Here is an 18,677-nt window from a genome sequence, read left to right as displayed (position 1 = left end):
GGTAAACGCATGAGGGAATCGACGATGACAAATGCTGTTTCCATCTCGCTGGAAACCTTACTCGCGGCGAAGGAACGCCGCGCAGTTCGCCAACAAGAATGGCTTGCTCGCCACGGTGCGACGCTGGTGTCGCTGACGCTGGTCACGCCGGGGCCGGTAAAAGATAGCGAAGGCTATCGGCAGGTGATGACCGAAGCGATCAAGGCATTCACGTTTCTATGTCAGACCAGAGGGTGGACGGTGCTGGAGCAGCAGATATGCTGGCTGGCAACGGGCGCGGAAGGACTGTGGGCGATCACCAAAGATGCGCTGTCCGTTAAAGCCGCGACCATTGCGCTGGAAGATAGCCATGAGCTGGGGCGGCTATGGGATTTCGACATTTTCAGCCCGGAAGATGGATCGATTGGCCGGTCGATGCTGGCGCACGGTGGGCGAACGTGTCTATTGTGCGACCAGATGGCACACGCCTGTAGCCGTTCGCGTCGCCATTCTCTGCCTGAGCTGCTTGAGCACATTGAGGAAAAGGTTAATGCCTACTTTACGCCAGCCTGACGGTGTACTGTCGGCTGCGGTATCCCGTTCCGCAGTCGGCGATGATTGGGAGCGTGGCACGTTACCGGATATCGACCGGTGGGTAACGCACGCGCTGACGATGGAAGTGATGCTGACGCCGAAGCCCGGACTGGTGGATCGCGCCAATAACGGATCTCACCGCGATATGGATGTCGCGCTGTTTCAGACCAGCATTCAGGCGATCTCCCCCTGGTTTCGGTATTTTACCGACGCGGGGTATCAGCACGCTAAGACACCGCTAGCGCAGTTGCTGTCTCAGGTTCGGCCTATCGGCATCGCCTGCGAACAGGCGATGCTGTCAGCGACGAAAGGTGTGAATACCCATAAAGGTGGGATTTTCGCGTTTGGTCTGCTGTGTACGGCTGCCGGTTGGCTGGCAGGGCGGGGAGAGCGTGTGACGCAGCACAGCCTGTGCGATAGCGTGGCGGCAATGTGTCACGATGTGGTGCGGAATGAGCTGGAGACGTGTTCTGGTGCAGCGACGGCGGGTGAACATCTCTATCAGCGTCATGGCCTGACGGGGGCAAGGGGAGAAGCCGCCAGCGGTTTCAGTACCGTATGCCAGTACGCGTTGCCTGCCTTGCAGCAGGCGATGGCTGCCGGAGCGGATGACGAAACCGCGCTGTTACGGACGCTACTGGTGTTGATGGCCCACAATCCGGACACCAATGTCGTTTCACGCGGCGGCATGGACGGATTAGCGTTTGTGCAAGATTACGCGCGGAGATTGCTGACGGGGCCGCTGGATCGTCAGACGCTGAGAGAGATGGACGACGCGCTGATTGCCAGAAACCTTAGCCCGGGCGGCAGCGCCGATTTACTGGCCTTAACCTGGCTGCTGCATCACTATCCTGCCGAATAGCAAACGAACAGGTGCGATAAAAGGCGCTGGCAGCGATGCGTTTTATTATTTGACCGCGCCTTAACACTTTTTCTCTTGTTCCACTAAAGTTATTGAGAAAATTGCCGATATCGTTTTCACCAACTTCTACCCGTCATACTTCGAGTTACGTACGTGCTGGCTGCTCAAATTCCTTTCCACGAGTTTGTTCTTCGCTTGCCTCCCTGTAACTTGAGTTAGTTAGGGTAGGTTTCATGCTGTTTCAGGTACTCCGAGTAATCGTTTTCAATATGCAGCCAGTGCAGTGCATCGTGTTGGCACACATGGGACTTGAAAGATAACGAAGAGGCGTGCATCAATATAAGCCATTGACACATACGCTGTGTAAACAATGGTGGGGATGAAAGCGGTGAATGAAAATTTGAAAGAGCAGTTTGTTAAGCGCAACAAACTGGCCATCTGTGCAACACTGCGCGAGTTAAAGAAGAATGATACGTCTTTGATGGTTCATCATTCTCACGGACAGTTCATCAGTAAAATTCTTGACGTTGTACCCGATAACAACCTGTTTGTCTTCGATTTAGGCGGCATTGAGCGTGAGAATAACCGCGCGCTGTATGCGGGGGCGCTGTCTTTTGTGGCAGAACCTGCCGGTGCAAAAGTTGAATTCAATGCTGAAATTGCGAAAACGGTGACTTACGACGGGTTGCCAGCCTTTAGCGCGCAGATTCCTGAGCTGCTTTATCTTATCCAACGCAGAACCTATTTCCGCATCAACACGCCGCTGTGGCCGCCGTTGACGTGCCGTGGCGAACTGCCGGATGAGAGCGTTTTCCTGTTCACTATCAAAGATCTCTCTTTGGGCGGATTGAGCCTGTATACCGACCGTGATACCACGGGACTGTTGACCGAAGGCGACATCATTAAGAGCGTGGAGATGGATCTGGCTGACCACGGTTTTTTCTGTGTTGATTTGCAGTTCGTCGGTCAGGCAATGGTGAAGATCGTTGATAACAAAGGTGAATTGAAACTGACGCAGCGTTTGAGCTTCAAGTTCCCTTCGCTGAACGCGTCGCAGGAACGAGATCTTCAGCAGGTGATTTTTGAGTTGGAAAGATTACAAAACGAAAAGAAAAAGCGATTCCAGGAGTTGTAATTTTTAAGCACAACTTTTTGTGTGGGCTTCACACATAACAGCAACGTTTTTATAACGAGTATTCGCTTATTTATCCTACTTATTACCCAGAAGTCATGCGAAAAGCCAACGTACAGGCTTCTCGAAGAAGGGTAGGGATAAATAAATGGTTTCCAACGTTCTCAGAGCCTTGTCAGATGAGATCGAGTGGTGCAGAATACGCGCCTTGCAAATAACCGACGTCTAATAGCGTCGGTTATTTTTTTACATTTATGCTCGTCAACCTTTCAGGTTACAGGGGTATTGGTGTGGTTTCTTACCTTTTCTCTGTGGCTCAGGTTTGCTGGGTATAGGGTCTTCAACCAAAGAGGCCGGACAACGATCCGGATAGATAATTTTGTGTGTGCCTGTGAGCACAGTGAGGAAAGGAAAGATGGGGCAATTAACACGTTTCGCACCGGTGCCCGCCGGTTTGTGCTGCAATGGTATTGGTTATGGCGCGACGCAGTCGCAAGTTATCTCTGGTGCTGTTACAGCCACCTCTTCTCATCGTGATTCAGGCGAGTCCTGTATCCATTCATTTGTTTTCGGTGCGTATGCTCCTGCCGTGATGAACGGAGGTGTGCGCCATGTCGCTTGATTCTCAGTTGCCTAATGCTGGCGCAAAACGTGCTCAGTTAAAAAGAACGCTCACGCTGTGGCCTGTCGTTATGATGGGGCTGGCGTACATGCAGCCGATGACCATTTTTGATACCTTCGGTATCGTGTCTGGCCTGACCGACGGCCATGTGGCAACGGCCTATGCGTTTGCGCTGGTCGCCATTCTGTTCACGGCGCTGAGCTATGGCAAACTGGTAAAACGTTTCCCATCTGCGGGCTCTGCTTATACTTACGCGCAAAAAGCGATCAGCCCACACGTTGGGTTTATGGTCGGGTGGTCGTCACTGCTGGACTATCTGTTCATGCCGATGATCAACATCCTGCTGGCGAAAATCTATCTGGAAGCGATCTTCCCCGGCGTACCGTCATGGATTTTTGTGGCGGCGCTGGTCGGCTTGATGACGCTGTTTAACCTGCGTGGTATCAGTCTGGTTGCTAACCTGAACTCCATTATCGTGGTGGTGCAGGTTGCGATCATGGCGGTATTCCTCGGTCTGGTGATTCACGGTGTTTATCTGGGCGAAGGGGCCGGTACGCTGACCAGTACGCGTCCGTTCTGGTCTGAGAATGCCCATGTGGTGCCGATGATTACCGGGGCAACCATTCTCTGCTTCTCGTTCCTCGGTTTTGACGGTATCAGCTCGCTGTCGGAAGAAACGCAGGATGCAGGTCGGGTGATTCCAAAAGCCATCTTCCTGACGGCGCTGATCGGCGGTGTGATCTTTGTTGCCGTGGCGTACTTCCTGCAATTGTATTTCCCGGATATTTCGCGCTTTAAAGAGCCGGATGCGTCTCAGCCGGAAATCATGCTGTATGTTGCGGGTAAATTCTTCCAGTCCGTTATTCTGGTGTTCTCCTGCGTCACCGTACTGGCATCCGGTATGGCGGCACATGCAGGCGTGTCTCGCCTGATGTATGTCATGGGGCGTGATGGCGTATTCCCAGAGCGCTTCTTCGGCTATATCCACCCGAAATGGCGTACGCCGTCTTTGAACGTCTTGCTGGTTGGCGTTATTGCACTGTCTGCGGTGTCGTTCGATCTGGTGACGGCCACTGCGCTGATCAACTTCGGTGCGCTGGTGGCGTTTACGTTCGTGAACCTGTCGGTCATTTCACAGTTCTATATTCGCGAGCGCCGTAACCGTACCGTGAAAGACACCATTAATTTCCTCGTACTGCCCGTGCTGGGCGCGTTGACGGTGGGTGCGCTGTGGGTGAACCTGGAAGCGAGCTCGATGACGCTGGGTCTGGTGTGGGCAACGATTGGACTGCTCTATCTGGCGTTTGTGACGCGTAGCTTCCGTCAGCCAGTACCGCAATGTAGCGAAGAACCGGTTTAAATAAACCGACGACACGCCTAAAAGAGAAAAGCGGAGCCAGTGTGCTCCGCTTTTTTATGGCTTTAAGCGGCTATCTTAGCCCACCAGCTCCTGTGCATAGGCGTACAGCGCTTTTAGCTGTGCCATCTTCTCTTTATCATCTTCATGCAGTTGATACAGATTGCTGAGTTCTGACAGATAGCCCTGCAAGCGCTCCGGCGTAAAGACCGCACGCCGATGCTGCAACCAACGCTGCTGTTCGCGGTCGTCCAGCGTGCCGGGGAAATTGCGGGCGCGATAGCGGAAGAGCAGCGGTTCCAGACGATTATCGGCAAACGTGAGATCCAGCGCGGGCAGGTTCTGCGGAGCGGTCTCCTGAATAATCTTCATCGCCATGCGGTCAGCATCGCCAAAGAAGCCATCATAAAGCCGCAAATCGACATCATCAGATGCGGCGAACGCGGGGGCTTCAGCAAACAGCTCTACCACTTTTTCCCTGACGCTCGCGTTGCTACGCAGCAGTGCGAGATTGTCCAGACAGCGTTGACGATCGATGCCTAATCTTTCCGCATCTTCCGGCCGTAAGGTATTGGCCGGTGCTAAGACCGGACATTTATTGATGTGCACCAGCTTGAGTGGAACGGCACTCTGATCCGCCTCCAGCGCATCCCGGCGGGTGTATAACCGTTCGCGCAAGGCTGCGCTGTCCAGCTCCAGCAGCGGCGTCATATCGCCCGCCAAATCGCACATGATGACCGCATTACGGTTGTCCGGATGCCAGGCGAGTGGAACAACCCAGCTGGTATTGCTCCTCGCCGCGCCAAACATGCCAGACACGTGAACGAGCGGCTTCATTTGCGGGATATCAATCAGCGCGGAAATTTTGTTTTTGTTACGTAGCGGGAACAGATATTCAAACAGTTTAGGCTGCGCCTGCTTGAACAGCTTCGCCATAGCGATGGTGGCATAAACGTCGGACATCGCATCATGCGCCTGCTCGTGCGAAATACCGTTGGCTTTCGTCAGATGCTCAAGGCGGAAACTGGGCAGGCCGTCATCGTTTTCCGGCCACACGATGCCTTCCGGTCGCAGGGCATAGCAGGCGCGTAACGCATCCAGCAAATCCCAGCGGGAATTGCCGTTTTGCCAGCTGTAGGCGTAAGGATCGTAGAAGTTGCGATAGAAAATATTGCGGCTGACTTCATCATCAAAGCGAATATTGTTGTAGCCCATAATACAGGTGCCGGGCACGCTGAACGCGTCGTGGATCTGACGAGCGAACTCCGCCTCATTGACGCCTTTTGCCAGCGCGACCTGTGGCGTAATTCCGGTGATCATCACCGCTTCCGGTTCCGGCAGGTAATCATCCGCCGGACGACAATAAATGACTAGCGGCTCACCGATAATATTGAAGTCCATATCGGTACGGACACCCGCAAACTGCGCAGGGCGATCGCGCGCTGGATGTTTACCGAACGTCTCGTAGTCATGTATGAAAAAAGTGGGTTGTGTTTTCTCGGCCATATATGCAGTTAGCTACGTGTGCGCGCTGAGCCTGAAATCAGGCAAAACAATCTGGAAAACGGCAAGGATACCATTGAATCAACTTTTCTGTGGCGCTTTCCTGATTTGCACCACTTCCCTGACTTACATCAATAGGAGGGTAGACAGAATCGCTAGGCATGACTGTGTCCATTCGGTTACAATTTTCGTTCTAATGCGAATGATAATTAAATTCTTTATTACCCCGTAGATCACTCTGCGGGGTGGCATTCGGCAACAAACAGCGAAATGGAGAACACACTTATGCGGTTAAATGCGGTGCGATTGAATGCAGCGTTTGCAGTGAAGGCGACGTTATTGGCATCTATGTTTGTTCTGGCCGGCTGCGATCAGCAGGCATCGTCTTCAGAAGGAAGCCACTCGGTCAGCATTGAGCATGCGCAGGGCACCACTCAGGTTCCACAGCCGCCGAAGAAAGTGATTGTGTTTGATCCCGCCTCATTGGATACGCTGGATGCGTTGAAGGTTGAAGGGATTGCCGGTGTACCAAAAAGCAGCACGCCGCTGCCCGCGTTTTTATCAAAATATAACAGCGATACTTACCTGAACGCCGGGACGCTGTTTGAACCTGCCTATGAAGCGCTTAGCAGCGCGAAGCCCGATATGATTATTGCTGGTGGACGTACGCGCGACGCCTACGACAAGTTGAGCGGTATTGCACCGACGATCTCGATGGACGTGGATGAGCACCAGTTTATGACGAGCTTTATCCAACGCATCGAGCAACTGGGCACTATCTTCGGTAAAGAAGATGACGCGAAGAAACAGATTGATGATTTCAAACAGCAGATCGCCCAAACGCGCGCTAAAACGGAAAATGCGGGCAATGCGCTGGTTCTGATGGTCAGCGGCGGCAAAATGTCTGCCTACGGTCCTAAATCGCGTTTCGGCTTCGTGTTTGATGAGCTGGGCTTTAAACCCGCGACTGAGTTCCCTGAGTCTGGGCGTCATGGCAACGTGGTGACCTCAGAATTCTTACTGAGCGTGAACCCGGAATGGCTGTTCATTCTCGATCGTGACAGTGCGATTGGTCGCCCGGGTGGAGAATCGGCCCAGCAAGTGCTGGATAACCCGCTGATTCACAAAACCAACGCCTGGAAAAATAATCGTGTGATCTATCTGGATTCTGCATCGCTGTATATCGCTGGGGGGCTGCAAAGCTATAAAAACCTCGTGAGTACCGTCAGTGACGCGTTAGATAAGCAATAACGGCAGGTTACGGCAGAATCAATGAAGTCTTTTTACTATTCGCTGGGTCTTGTTTTTCTGGCCTGCATGATCGTTGTCAGCCTGTTTGTTGGGGCAGGGCAACTGAATATGCAGGCTGTGTGGAACGACCCGGAAATGCGCGATATTTTCTTTATCAGCCGCGTTCCTCGCACGCTGGCTTTGCTGCTGGCAGGCAGTGCCATGAGCGTGGCTGGTCTCATCATGCAGTTGCTGACGCAAAACCGTTTTGTCGAACCGTCTCTGGCGGGGACCACACAGTCGGCTAGCTTAGGTTTGCTGGTGGTGATGATCGCCGTGCCCGGTGCGACGATTTTCACCAAGATGGTGGTAGCGAGCCTGTTCGCTTTAGCCGGTACCTTCTTGTTCATGATGCTGCTACAGCGAATTGTGCTGAAATCCGCGCTGGTGGTGCCGCTGGTTGGCATTATGCTGGGCGCGGTTATCAGTTCAATCACCACGTTTGGCGCGATGTATTTTGATCTACTACAGGCGCTTGGCAGTTGGGAGTCGGGCGATTTCTCCGGTGTCTTACAGGGTCGTTACGAGTTGCTCTGGCTGGTTGGTGCGTTAACGCTGGTGGCCTGTTGGATCGCTGACCGCTTCACGGTCGCAGGCATGGGGCGCGAGTTCTCCGTTAATGTCGGCCTTAACTATCGGCAAGTGATGATGATGGGGCTGAGCATTATCGCCATCGTCAGCGGCGTAGTGGTCGTGGTGGTCGGTAGCCTGCCGTTTATCGGGCTGATCGTGCCAAACCTGATCAGCATGATGATGGGCGACAATGTGCGCAAAACCATCCCGTGGGTGTGCCTGCTCGGCGGCGGTCTGGTGCTGTGCTGCGATATTATCAGCCGCGTGATTCGCTATCCTTTCGAGATTCCGGTGAGCGTGATTCTTGGCGTCATTGGCGCTGCCGTTTTCCTTCTCTTATTGCTAAGTCAGAAACGCCATGTCAGTCAATGAACGTAATACGGTGCTGACCGGACCCATCAGCGAAAAACGAGCGGGGTTATCGCCGACGCAGCGGTTGATGTGGCTGGCTGTCGCGGCTGCCGTGGTGATCGTGCTGTTTATGACCATCAATCTAGGCAGTAACCTGCGCTACATTTTGACGCACCGCGGGTTGATGTTGACGACGATGCTGCTGGTGGCGTTTGCTGCAAGTGCGTCGACCGTGCTGTTCCAAACGGTGACGAATAACCGGGTGCTGACGCCGTCGATTATGGGGTTTGAAGCCCTGTTTATCCTGATTCAGACGTCGCTGGTATTTGTTTTCGGCATTAGCGGCATTCCGGGATTGGGGGTTGAAGGCAAATTCGTTCTTGAGACGCTGCTGCTGATTCTCTTCTCCGCGCTGCTGTATCGCTGGCTGTTTACCGGCAGCCGCAATAACCTGCATCTGGTTTTACTGGTCGGAATTATCTGCGGCACGCTGTTTCGCAGCATGGCGGGTTTAATGCAGCGTTTGCTGACGCCCGGCGAGTTCGCCATCTTACAGGGGCGGATGTTTGCCACCTTCACCCGTACTGTGCCTGAACTGGTGGCGTTGTCGGTTGGAATTACGCTGGTGGTCGCGGTAGTGATCTGGCGTATGCGCTTTCGGTTTGATGTACTGGCGCTGGGGCGTAATAACGCGATTAACCTGGGTATCGACTACAAGCGCAGCGTCACGATCATTCTGCTGCTGGTTTCCGTGCTGGTTGCTATTTCAACGGCGCTGGTCGGTCCGCTTACCTTTTTGGGCTTTATGGTCGCGAACCTTGCCTATTTAGTGATTGGTTCCAGCCAGCATCGCCTGTTGCTGCCCGCCGCTTTCCTGCTGGGCGTTATTTCACTGGTTGGCGGACAACTGGTACTTGAGCATCTGCTGGATATGTCTGGGGCGCTGTCGGTCGTGATCGAATTTGTGGGTGGATCGCTGTTTATTGTGTTGCTACTGAAAAAGGTTTCCGTGTGATTGAGATCGGCAATGTAACCAAAGCGTATAACAACGTTAAGGTATTAGATAATGTCACCGCGACGGTGCCTCGTGGTGGCGTCACGTCGATTATCGGCCCGAATGGGGCAGGGAAGTCGACATTGTTGTCCATCATCAGTCGCCTACTGGACGCGGATCGCGGACAGGTAAAAGTTAACGGCATGGACGTGATGACCACACCAAGCGATAAGCTGGCGACGTGTTTATCTGTGTTGCGGCAGGAAAACCAGTTTACCAGCCGCTTAACGGTAGCGGAGCTGGTAGGTTTCGGTCGCTATCCGTATACCAAAGGGCGACTGAATGCTGACGATCGTGAACGCATCAGCGCCGCGCTGGCGTTCCTCAACCTGACCGAATTGAAAGATCGCTTTTTAGATGAGCTTTCCGGTGGCCAGCGCCAGCGTGCTTATGTCGCGATGGTGTTGTGTCAGGACACGGAATATGTACTGCTGGATGAACCGCTGAATAATCTGGATATGAAGCACGCGGTGGCGATGATGAAACAGATTCGCCGTGCGGCCGATGAGCTAGGCAAAACTATCGTGCTGGTTATCCACGATATCAACTTTGCTTCCGCCTATTCGGATTACATTATTGCGATGCGCAAAGGGCAGATCATCTACACGGGAAAACCGGAAGACATCATGGTGTCCGAGGTGTTGGAAGATATTTTCGATACGGAAGTGGCCATCGAGCAGGTTCATAATCAGCGTATCGCGGTATATTATCGTTGATGGTTTGATGACAGATTATCCGCTCAGCGAGGTGTTAGCGCAAAGGGCGTAAGCACTGCTTGAAAGACGCTGGGTATAACCTGTATGGTGAATGCATAAAGAATTTATGTATGACTTAAGGTAAGGGTAAAAGATGGATAAGGACACTAAGCCGTGTTTCCAGGATGTGCTGGAATTCGTGCGCATGTTTCGTCGTAAAAACAAACTTCAGCGTGAAATCGTCGATAACGAAAAGAAAATTCGTGATAACCAGAAGCGCGTCCTGCTGCTGGACAACCTGAGCGAATATCTTAAACCTGGCATGTCCATTGAGGACGTGCAGAATATCATCGCTAACATGCGCAGTGATTATGAAGACCGCGTTGATGACTACATCATCAAAAACGCCGATCTGTCGAAAGAGCGCCGTGAGCTGTCTAAAAAGCTGAAAGCGATGGGCGAAGTTAAGTAACCTGATGCATCGTTTTTACTGTAACCAACGTTACGGTAAATAGTGCCTGTAAAAGGATCGCTTCTGCGGTCCTTTTTCTTTTTAATCGCCTCACTATCCACCTCCTTCTTTGTAATCAATTTTTCCGTCAATTATGGCCGTACCAAACGCCTGAAAAACTGGAATCCAGCTCGCACGCTGAATGCCATTGTTTGCAATTTAGCCGTTTTCTTGCGAAGCGTTTCCCTACCTGAAATTTTCGTCCTATTGCATCAGCTTGAGTTACTGCAACATGCCAGAACGAACCGCAGGGAAGAGGGAAGGATGTGTCATGGCAAAGGACGATGTCAGTAAAAGGGATGATGTCAGTAAATAGTCTGGCTTGGGCGAGCGTGCTGGGTATTCTGCCGCTGCTTTTCTTACCGCAGATTCCCGCGCAAATGCTGCTGTGGTGGGGCATTGGGCTATCCACCTGTGTGATGCTAGTCGGATATCGTCACGCGGGGATACGCTGTGTGGCGCTTGTTGCCATGAGTTTTTGCTGGGCCTCGTTGAATGCTCAAACTTTACTGTTACAAATCGAGCGCGTTACGCAGGGTCAGGTTAACGCTGTCGTGACGATCGGCAGCATACGATTCAATGAGCAGGATGATGATTGGATCACGGTTCGGCTGGAAGAGATCAATCAGCGCCGGATTTTCCCTCCGTTATATGCCCAGCTGACCTTATCACCGGCTATGGAAAACTGGTGTGGTGGTCAACGTTGGGCAATCACCGCCAGTTTACGACCTATTCACAGTCGACTAAATGAAGGCGGTTTTGATAGCCAACGCTGGGCGATAGCCAAACGGCAACCGTTGTCAGGCCGTGTGATAACGGCAAAGGCGGTCGATAGCCATTGTGACTTTCGCCAGCGCACGATTGTACAGGCGGAGCAACAGGTGCAGGGATTAGCGTGGCGTTCTATTTTACTGGCGCTGACGTTTGGTGAGATGAAAACGGTTAGCCCGGAACTCAAGACGTTACTTCAGAATACCGGGACGATGCACCTGATGGCGATTTCTGGCCTCCATATCGTACTTGCAGGTCTGGTTGGTTGGGGAATGGCACGGGCGTTACAGTATGGCTTTCCCGTGCAGTGGATGGGCTATCGTTTCCCATTACTGACGAGCGCTGTGGTTGCCTGGGGATATGTCTGGCTGGCAGGAGGAAATCCGCCTGCGGTGCGATCTGCTCTGGCGCTTAGCGTATGGGTTTGCTTAAAAGTGTGGAGCGTCAACGGCTCAGCCTGGCAGGTCTGGCTATGGTGTGTCGCGCTGATTCTGGTCAGCGATCCATTGAGCGTACTGTCAGACAGTTTTTGGCTATCTTGCCTTGCTGTTGCATCGCTCATTTTCTGGTTTCAGTGGGCACCGCTTCCTCATCGGTTACAGACCCGACGGCGTTGGTTCTGGCTGCGTTGGATCCACCTGCAAACGGGAATCACGCTGCTATTGATGCCCTTGCAGCTTCATATTTTCCACGGTTTCAGTATCACCTCACTGCCTGCAAACCTTTGGGCTGTGCCTTTGGTGTCCTTCGTTACTACTCCGCTCATTTTGCTGGCATTGAGCACGCTGGCATTCGCGCCGCTGAGTGAAATGCTCTGGTGGCTGGCGGATATTTCGCTGCGTGTGGTATTCGCTCCGCTGACGTATCTACAGACGGGGTGGGTATATCTTGATGCATCGCTGCTGCTCGCGAGCGTCGCGGGCTGGGGCGCGGTGGTGATATGGCGCTTTAGCTGGTGGCGCGCCTATCCGATGAGTGTCAGTGCTCTGATTGTGGTTTTGCTGGTTTTTCGCATAAAGACTGATGAGCCGGACTGGCGCGTGGACATGTTGGATGTCGGGCATGGTCTGGCGATTGTGATCGAGCAGCGTGGGAAAGCGGTGCTATACGACACTGGAAACCGCTGGGAAGGAGGCGATATGGCGACGCGAGAAATTCTACCCTACCTGCGGTGGCGGGGCGTTGACGTGGAAAACATTATCCTGAGCCATAGCCATATGGATCACATTGGGGGACTGGGAACGCTACAGGTGGCTTACCCTGAAGCAACGATATATAGCGCGACCAGCGCGATGCATCATCGTTCTTGCCTACGCGGCGAGCGTTGGCGCTGGCAGGATCTCACGTTTACGGTGCTGTGGCCGTTAGCGCTCGTAGAACGAGCGGAAAATAACGACTCCTGTGTTATTCGCGTTGATGATGGAAAATACAGCGTCTTGCTGACAGGCGATCTGGAGTCAGATGTGGAAAAGGCATTGATTAGGTTAGATCGCAGTGCCCTGCGTGCGAATTTGTTACAAATCCCTCACCATGGCAGTAAGACATCATCATCGCCTTCCTTTATTCGTGCGGTTAATGCCGAGTTTGCTATGGCTTCTGCGGCGCGTTATAACCCGTGGCGGTTGCCTTCAGTAAAGATTGTCGAACGATATCGGCACTATGGCTACTCATGGCTGGATACCGCGTCATCCGGGCAGTTAAGTGCGCGTTTTTTCAGCGATTCATGGCACATTCTGCGGTTCAGGGATCACATATCGCCTCGTTGGTATCATCAGTGGTTTGGCGTAGGGCGGTATAATGAGTAAAATGGTCGGCTATTTCTTCCCGATTCAGGTTTACTACATGCTGAATGATAAAGATCTCTCCACTTGGCAGACCTTTCGTCGCCTCTGGCCGATGATCTCTCCTTTTAAAGCAGGGCTTGCTGTTGCTGCAATTGCGCTCATTATGAATGCAGCTAGCGATACACTCATGCTCTCTCTGCTTAAACCCTTGTTAGATGACGGATTTGGCAAAGCGGAACGGGCCGTATTGATCTGGATGCCGCTGGTTGTCATCGGCCTTATGATACTGCGTGGCGTGTCAGGATTTATATCCAGCTACTGCATCGCCTGGGTTTCAGGCAAAGTGGTGATGAATATGCGCCGCCGTCTCTTCTCCCATATTATGGGCATGCCGGTGTCGTTCTTCGATCAGCAATCGACCGGGACGCTGCTCTCCCGTATCACTTATGACTCAGAGCAGGTTGCGGCTTCTGCTTCCGGCGCGTTGGTGACGGTCGTCAGGGAAGGGGCCTCAATTATCGGCCTGTTCATTCTGATGTTCTATTATAGCTGGCAGTTGTCCATCATTCTGATTGTGATTGCGCCGATCGTATCGATCGCGATGCGTGTGGTATCCAAGCGGTTTCGCAGTATTAGTAAAAATATGCAGGACACGATGGGGCATGTCACCACCAGCACGGAACAAATGCTAAAAGGCCACAAAGAAGTGCTGATGTTTGGCGGCCAGGACGTTGAGACTAAGCGTTTCGATCAGGTTAGCAACCGGATGCGTCAGCAGGGCATGAAGCTGGTTTCCGCCTCTTCAATTTCTGATCCTATCATTCAGTTAATCGCTTCGTTGGCATTGGCCTTTGTACTGTATGCCGCCAGTTTCCCCAGCGTGATGGAAACGCTAACGGCAGGGACAATCACGGTCGTATTCTCTTCCATGATCGCATTGATGCGTCCGTTAAAATCACTGACCAACGTTAACGCACAGTTCCAGCGTGGTATGGCCGCGTGCCAGACGCTGTTTGCGATTCTGGATATGGAGCAAGAGCGTGACACCGGTAAACGGGAAATTGAGCGTGCGCAAGGCGAACTCGAATTCCGTCAGGTGAATTTTGCTTATCCGGGGAAAGAAAATCTGGCGCTGAAGAATATCAACCTGCATATTCCAGCAGGAAAAACGGTGGCATTGGTTGGTCGGTCTGGTTCGGGTAAATCAACGATTGCCAGTTTGATCACGCGTTTTTACGACATTCAGTCAGGTGAGATTCTGCTCGATGGTCACGATCTACGTGAGTATCGCCTGTCCTCCTTACGTAATCAGGTCGCACTGGTTTCTCAAAACGTCCATCTTTTCAACGATACGATAGCGAACAATATCGCTTATGCGCGCAATGAGCACTATAGCCGTGAGGAAATTGAACGTGCGGCGACAATGGCGTATGCGATGGATTTCATCAATAAGATGGATCACGGTCTGGATACGGTCATTGGTGAAAATGGTGTGATGCTTTCCGGTGGACAGCGGCAGCGTATCGCGATTGCCCGTGCGCTGTTGCGGGATAGCCCGATCCTGATATTGGATGAGGCTACGTCGGCGCTGGACACGGAATCTGAGCGTGCGATTCAGGCTGCATTAGACGAGCTGCAAAAAGATCGTACTGCGGTTGTGATTGCACACCGTCTTTCCACGATTGAAAAGGCCGATGAGATTCTGGTGGTGGAAGACGGCAAAATCATTGAGCGTGGTAACCATGCTGCGTTACTGACGGCGAACGGGGCTTATGCTCAGTTGCATAAAATGCAGTTTGGCGAATGATTGAGCGCATCTGGTCTGGACGGTCGCCGCTCTATTGGCTGCTGCTGCCGCTTTCGTGGCTATACGGACTCATTACGTTTCTGATTCGCCAGAGCTATCGATGGGGATGGCGAAAAAGCTGGCGATCTCCCGTGCCCGTCGTGGTTGTGGGGAATTTGACGGCAGGTGGCAATGGGAAAACACCGGTCGTCATTTGGCTCGTCGAACAGCTGCAACGAAGAGACTATCGTGTCGGCGTAGTATCACGTGGTTACGGCGGGAAAGCTGAACGTTATCCGCTGTTGCTGGATGAGTCGGTCACGACGGCGCAGGCTGGCGATGAACCGGTGCTGATTTTCCAGCGTACTGGTGCGCCCGTGGCGGTCGCTCCCCGTCGTCGGGATGCCGTGAGTGCATTATTGGCACAGCACACGTTAGATGTGGTGATCACCGACGATGGATTGCAGCACTATGCGTTGGAAAGAGATATCGAACTGGTTGTGATTGACGGGATGCGGCGTTTTGGCAACGGATGGTGGCTGCCCGCAGGTCCAATGCGGGAAAGAGAAAGCCGTCTGGCTTCGGTGGATGCCGTTATTGTTAACGGCGGGACGCCGAGAACAAACGAGATAGGCATGACACTCACGGCGGGTATGGCGGTTAACTTGCTTTCTGGTGAGTCACGACTGCTGAACCAGTTGCATGATGTCGTTGCGATGGCAGGCATCGGACATCCTCCGCGTTTTTTTGCTACGCTGCGCGATGCTGGTGTTAGCATTGCACGTGAAGTTGCCTTTGCTGACCATCAATCGTACCAGCCAGAACAGCTCAACTCGCTGACTCAGGATGCGACACAGCCGCTGCTGATGACGGAAAAAGATGCCGTAAAATGTAAGACATTTGCTCAGGATAACTGGTGGTATCTGCCCGTCGATGCCGTGTTAGCTGAGCCCTACGGCACGCAATTGCTCGACAAACTGGAACATGTGCTTAATCGGAATGCGGACAGCAGAGCATAAATTGGTCTGCTACCACGGTTTCAGATATCCCTTGTGGATATCACCTTATTAGATCGCTGCTGTAGCGAGAAAGAACATGCCGGTCATCGATCGGCCAAAGATGGAGGAAGCATGGATCACCGTTTACTTGAGATTGTTGCCTGTCCTGTTTGTAATGGTCGGCTGTACTTTAATAAAGAGAAACTGGAACTGATATGCAAGGTCGATGGTTTGGCCTATCCGGTTCGTGATGGTATCCCTGTGCTGCTGGAAAACGAAGCGCGTAAACTCGGGGCTGATGAGATAACACAATGACCTTTACTGTGATCATTCCTGCGCGTTTTGCGTCAAGCCGACTGCCGGGTAAACCGCTGGCGGACATCAACGGCAAACCAATGGTCGTCCATGTGATGGAACGGGCGCTGGAATCGGGGGCGCAGCGCGTTATTGTGGCCACCGATCATCCCGACGTCGAGGCGGCCGTGCAGCAAGCGGGCGGTGAAGTGTGCCTGACCCGCGCCGATCATAATTCTGGTACAGAGCGCCTGGCTGAAGTCATCGAACGTTACGGTTTTACCGATGATGACATCATCGTGAACGTTCAGGGCGATGAACCGCTCATTCCTTCGGTTATCATTCGTCAGGTGGCGGAAAACCTCGCTGCCAGTAAAGCAGGAATGGCGACACTGGCGGTGCCGATTGAAACCAGCGAAGAAGCATTCAATCCGAATGCGGTAAAAGTCGTTACCGACGCTGAAGGATACGCGTTGTATTTTTCCCGTGCGACTATTCCCTGGGACAGAGAGCGTTTTGCTCAGTCTAAGGAAACCATTGGCGATCACTTCCTGCGGCATATCGGTATCTATGCTTACCGTGCGGGCTTTGTGCGTCGTTATGTCAGTTGGGCACCGAGCCAGCTGGAGCAAATCGAATTACTGGAGCAACTGCGCGTGCTGTGGTACGGCGAGAAAATTCACGTTGCGGTCGCCAAAGCCATTCCTAGCGTCGGCGTGGATACCCCAGAAGATCTGGCCCGTGTGCGGCACGTCATGGCCGGTCAGTAACACCTGCCACACCCGCCTGTTATAAGCACGTCATGGGGGAACCTATTCTTGCCGGAATAGGCTTTCCCCATGATGTTTCTCTTAATAGGATATTTCATCTTTTAAATTATTTAGCACTTATTTAGATAACTATTCTTAAAAACTCTCAAATTACGCTGTGCCGCTTTATTTATGCGGGTGGCTTATTCCCATAATGAATTGATTTGTCGTGAGTGGAACTTTTATTTTTATATTTAAATGCTACTATCAATTTGCCATGTTTTCGCATGGCGTTTTTGTTATTTCAACTAAGGATGGTAATGATATGAATGCTAAACATTATATCGCAAAAATTTTTCTCGGCGGTATGTTAATGGGGGCTGCCGCGGGCAGCAGCGCGGCGGTTTATTACATGGCTCCCAACGGCAACGACGCGAATAACGGCAGTAAAAACTCCCCCTGGAAAACAATCGACCGCGCACAGAAAACATTAAACCCTGGTGACCGTCTGTGGATCCGTGGTGGTAAATACGTGTTTACCAAAGGACTAAACGTCTGTGCGACGCGTACTGATGTGGTGAATGCGATCACGCTGAGTAAGAGCGGTACTGAAGGTAAGCGCATTGAGTATTGGGCATCTAGCGGGGAAGTGCCAATTTTTGATTTCAGCCAGATGCAGGATGATTGCCGGGTTAAAGGATTCAACGTCGTTGCAGATTGGGTTTCCGTAAAAGGACTGGAAATAACCGGTGTCCCACAGCGTAATAACCTTAACCATGAATCCTGGGGCGTGTGGATAAGGGGCAGCAATAATATATTCGAGCAGTTGAATATTCACCATATTATGGGGACGGGGCTGTTCATCCAGCGTGGGGGGAATAACCTGGTATTGAATAGTGACTCTCACCATAATTACGATCCACTGACCTCTAATGGTGCTGGTCAAAGTGGAGATGGCTTTGGTGCGCATATCCCTGCTAACCAACCGGGTAATATTTTCCGCGGTTGCCGGGCGTGGTCAAACTCGGATGATGGCTTCGATTTAATTAATGCTTATTCTCCGGTGCTGATTGAAAATTCCTGGGCCTGGTCGCACGGTTATTTGCCGGGGACGACACAGTCACTGGCTGCGGGTAACGGTAACGGTTTTAAAATCGGTGGCTACGGTGGTGTTTATGTGGCGAATGCGGTGAAGCATACCGTGCGTAACTCGGTTGCGTTTTTAAATAAAGCAGCGGGTTTTTATGCTAATCACCATCCGGTAGCGAACGATTTCTTTAACAACACTGGCTATAAAAATAACCCGAACTTTAATATCCGCGGCATTGATGCAAACGGAAAAGCGATTGGGCTGGGTACGTTACGCAACAACGTTTCTCACGGCGGTAAAGACCTGTCGTTCTCCGATGGCGCGAACATGCGCTATAACTCGTGGGATCTGAAAATTGCGGTGTCAGATTCTGATTTCGAGAGCGTTTCCGTGACCGGATGGGACGCACCGCGTCAGGCTGACGGCAGCTTGCCAGTACTGAAAAGCCTGCGTCTTGCTTCAGGCAGCGCGCTGATCAATAAGGGCGGGGATGTCAAACTACCTTACAAAGGATCTGCCCCAGATCTGGGTGCCTTTGAACGCGAATAATGGCAGCGTGTTAACACGCTAGCCTGTCACTCCGATATTCCCTGCTGACGAGTAGGGAATATCGCTGCAACAATCTCGCAGGGCGTTATCCCTGCCGCCATTGATCCCCTTTTATTTGATCTGCGTTGAAGTA

17 protein-coding genes are annotated in these 18,677 nt (G+C 52.2%); 16 read left to right on the top strand and 1 reads right to left on the bottom strand.

Translation table 11 applies throughout. From position 1 onward, the window contains the following. Window positions 1-24: 24 nt before the first annotated feature. The 5 genes from citX to ACIPUG_RS03505 all read left to right on the top strand — a co-directional run bounded on the left by citX (window position 25) and on the right by ACIPUG_RS03505 (window position 4,549). The gene (gene citX / locus ACIPUG_RS03525; protein ID WP_400337315.1) at window positions 25-552 is read left to right on the top strand and encodes a citrate lyase holo-[acyl-carrier protein] synthase; all 528 of its coding nucleotides are present in this window, start codon (window positions 25-27) and stop codon (window positions 550-552) included. Then, the gene (gene citG, locus ACIPUG_RS03520) at window positions 530-1,435 is read left to right on the top strand and encodes a triphosphoribosyl-dephospho-CoA synthase CitG (RefSeq protein ID WP_400337313.1); all 906 of its coding nucleotides are present in this window, start codon (window positions 530-532) and stop codon (window positions 1,433-1,435) included. The genes citX and citG overlap by 23 nt, the downstream gene beginning before the upstream one ends. A 379-nt stretch (window positions 1,436-1,814) precedes the next feature. After that, window positions 1,815-2,570 (top strand): flagellar brake protein, encoded by a 756-nt coding sequence (locus ACIPUG_RS03515; protein WP_014915103.1) that lies wholly within the window; start codon window positions 1,815-1,817, stop codon window positions 2,568-2,570. 412 nt (window positions 2,571-2,982) lie between these two features. Further along, window positions 2,983-3,189, top strand: a complete 207-nt coding sequence (locus ACIPUG_RS03510) for a hypothetical protein (protein WP_014915104.1) — start codon at window positions 2,983-2,985, stop codon at window positions 3,187-3,189. Next, complete coding sequence (locus ACIPUG_RS03505) at window positions 3,179-4,549, top strand: APC family permease (protein WP_014915105.1); 1,371 nt, start codon at window positions 3,179-3,181, stop codon at window positions 4,547-4,549. Before ACIPUG_RS03510 ends, ACIPUG_RS03505 begins: the two co-directional genes overlap by 11 nt. 75 nt (window positions 4,550-4,624) lie before the next feature. Here the strand turns inward: ACIPUG_RS03505 and sbcB are convergent, their stop codons facing one another. After that, a complete protein-coding gene (gene sbcB, locus ACIPUG_RS03500) occupies window positions 4,625-6,052 on the bottom strand; it encodes an exodeoxyribonuclease I (protein WP_400337311.1) in 1,428 nt (475 codons plus the stop codon). A gap of 282 nt (window positions 6,053-6,334) precedes the next feature. Between sbcB and ACIPUG_RS03495 the strand changes: the two genes are divergently transcribed. The 11 genes from ACIPUG_RS03495 (at window position 6,335) to pelN (ending at window position 18,544) form a co-directional block, all read left to right on the top strand. Beyond that, window positions 6,335-7,300, top strand: a complete 966-nt coding sequence (locus ACIPUG_RS03495) for a siderophore ABC transporter substrate-binding protein (protein ID WP_400337309.1) — start codon at window positions 6,335-6,337, stop codon at window positions 7,298-7,300. A gap of 21 nt (window positions 7,301-7,321) precedes the next feature. After that, entirely contained in the window at window positions 7,322-8,284 is a 963-nt protein-coding gene (locus ACIPUG_RS03490) for an ABC transporter permease (RefSeq protein WP_010277087.1), read from the top strand. Then, window positions 8,271-9,278 (top strand): iron chelate uptake ABC transporter family permease subunit, encoded by a 1,008-nt coding sequence (locus tag ACIPUG_RS03485; RefSeq protein ID WP_110163020.1) that lies wholly within the window; start codon window positions 8,271-8,273, stop codon window positions 9,276-9,278. The genes ACIPUG_RS03490 and ACIPUG_RS03485 overlap by 14 nt, the downstream gene beginning before the upstream one ends. Continuing rightward, complete coding sequence (locus tag ACIPUG_RS03480) at window positions 9,275-10,033, top strand: ABC transporter ATP-binding protein (RefSeq protein WP_010277081.1); 759 nt, start codon at window positions 9,275-9,277, stop codon at window positions 10,031-10,033. The genes ACIPUG_RS03485 and ACIPUG_RS03480 overlap by 4 nt, the downstream gene beginning before the upstream one ends. 133 nt (window positions 10,034-10,166) lie before the next feature. Next, window positions 10,167-10,484 (top strand): PTS system regulator TmaR, encoded by a 318-nt coding sequence (gene tmaR, locus ACIPUG_RS03475; RefSeq protein WP_039276381.1) that lies wholly within the window; start codon window positions 10,167-10,169, stop codon window positions 10,482-10,484. Between the two features lie 341 nt (window positions 10,485-10,825). Next, window positions 10,826-13,099: a ComEC family protein gene (locus ACIPUG_RS03470; RefSeq protein WP_400337584.1), complete on the top strand. Its 2,274-nt coding sequence runs from the start codon at window positions 10,826-10,828 to the stop codon at window positions 13,097-13,099. A 37-nt stretch (window positions 13,100-13,136) separates the two neighbouring features. Further along, window positions 13,137-14,885, top strand: coding sequence for a lipid A ABC transporter ATP-binding protein/permease MsbA (gene msbA / locus ACIPUG_RS03465; protein ID WP_039555079.1), 1,749 nt, complete (start codon window positions 13,137-13,139; stop codon window positions 14,883-14,885). Beyond that, window positions 14,882-15,883: a tetraacyldisaccharide 4'-kinase gene (gene lpxK, locus ACIPUG_RS03460; protein ID WP_039554865.1), complete on the top strand. Its 1,002-nt coding sequence runs from the start codon at window positions 14,882-14,884 to the stop codon at window positions 15,881-15,883. The genes msbA and lpxK overlap by 4 nt, the downstream gene beginning before the upstream one ends. A 111-nt stretch (window positions 15,884-15,994) precedes the next feature. Next, complete coding sequence (locus ACIPUG_RS03455) at window positions 15,995-16,177, top strand: Trm112 family protein (protein WP_005967647.1); 183 nt, start codon at window positions 15,995-15,997, stop codon at window positions 16,175-16,177. Further along, window positions 16,174-16,926, top strand: coding sequence for a 3-deoxy-manno-octulosonate cytidylyltransferase (kdsB, locus tag ACIPUG_RS03450; protein WP_039509153.1), 753 nt, complete (start codon window positions 16,174-16,176; stop codon window positions 16,924-16,926). The genes ACIPUG_RS03455 and kdsB overlap by 4 nt, the downstream gene beginning before the upstream one ends. A 304-nt stretch (window positions 16,927-17,230) precedes the next feature. Continuing rightward, a complete protein-coding gene (pelN, locus tag ACIPUG_RS03445) occupies window positions 17,231-18,544 on the top strand; it encodes a pectate lyase PelN (protein ID WP_039509155.1) in 1,314 nt (437 codons plus the stop codon). The last annotated feature ends 133 nt before the right edge of the window (window positions 18,545-18,677 follow it).

The organism is Pectobacterium sp. CHL-2024 (assembly GCF_044751765.1).
GTDB classification, from domain to species: domain Bacteria; phylum Pseudomonadota; class Gammaproteobacteria; order Enterobacterales; family Enterobacteriaceae; genus Pectobacterium; species Pectobacterium brasiliense.
This window is presented reverse-complemented; position numbering and strand designations above follow the sequence as displayed.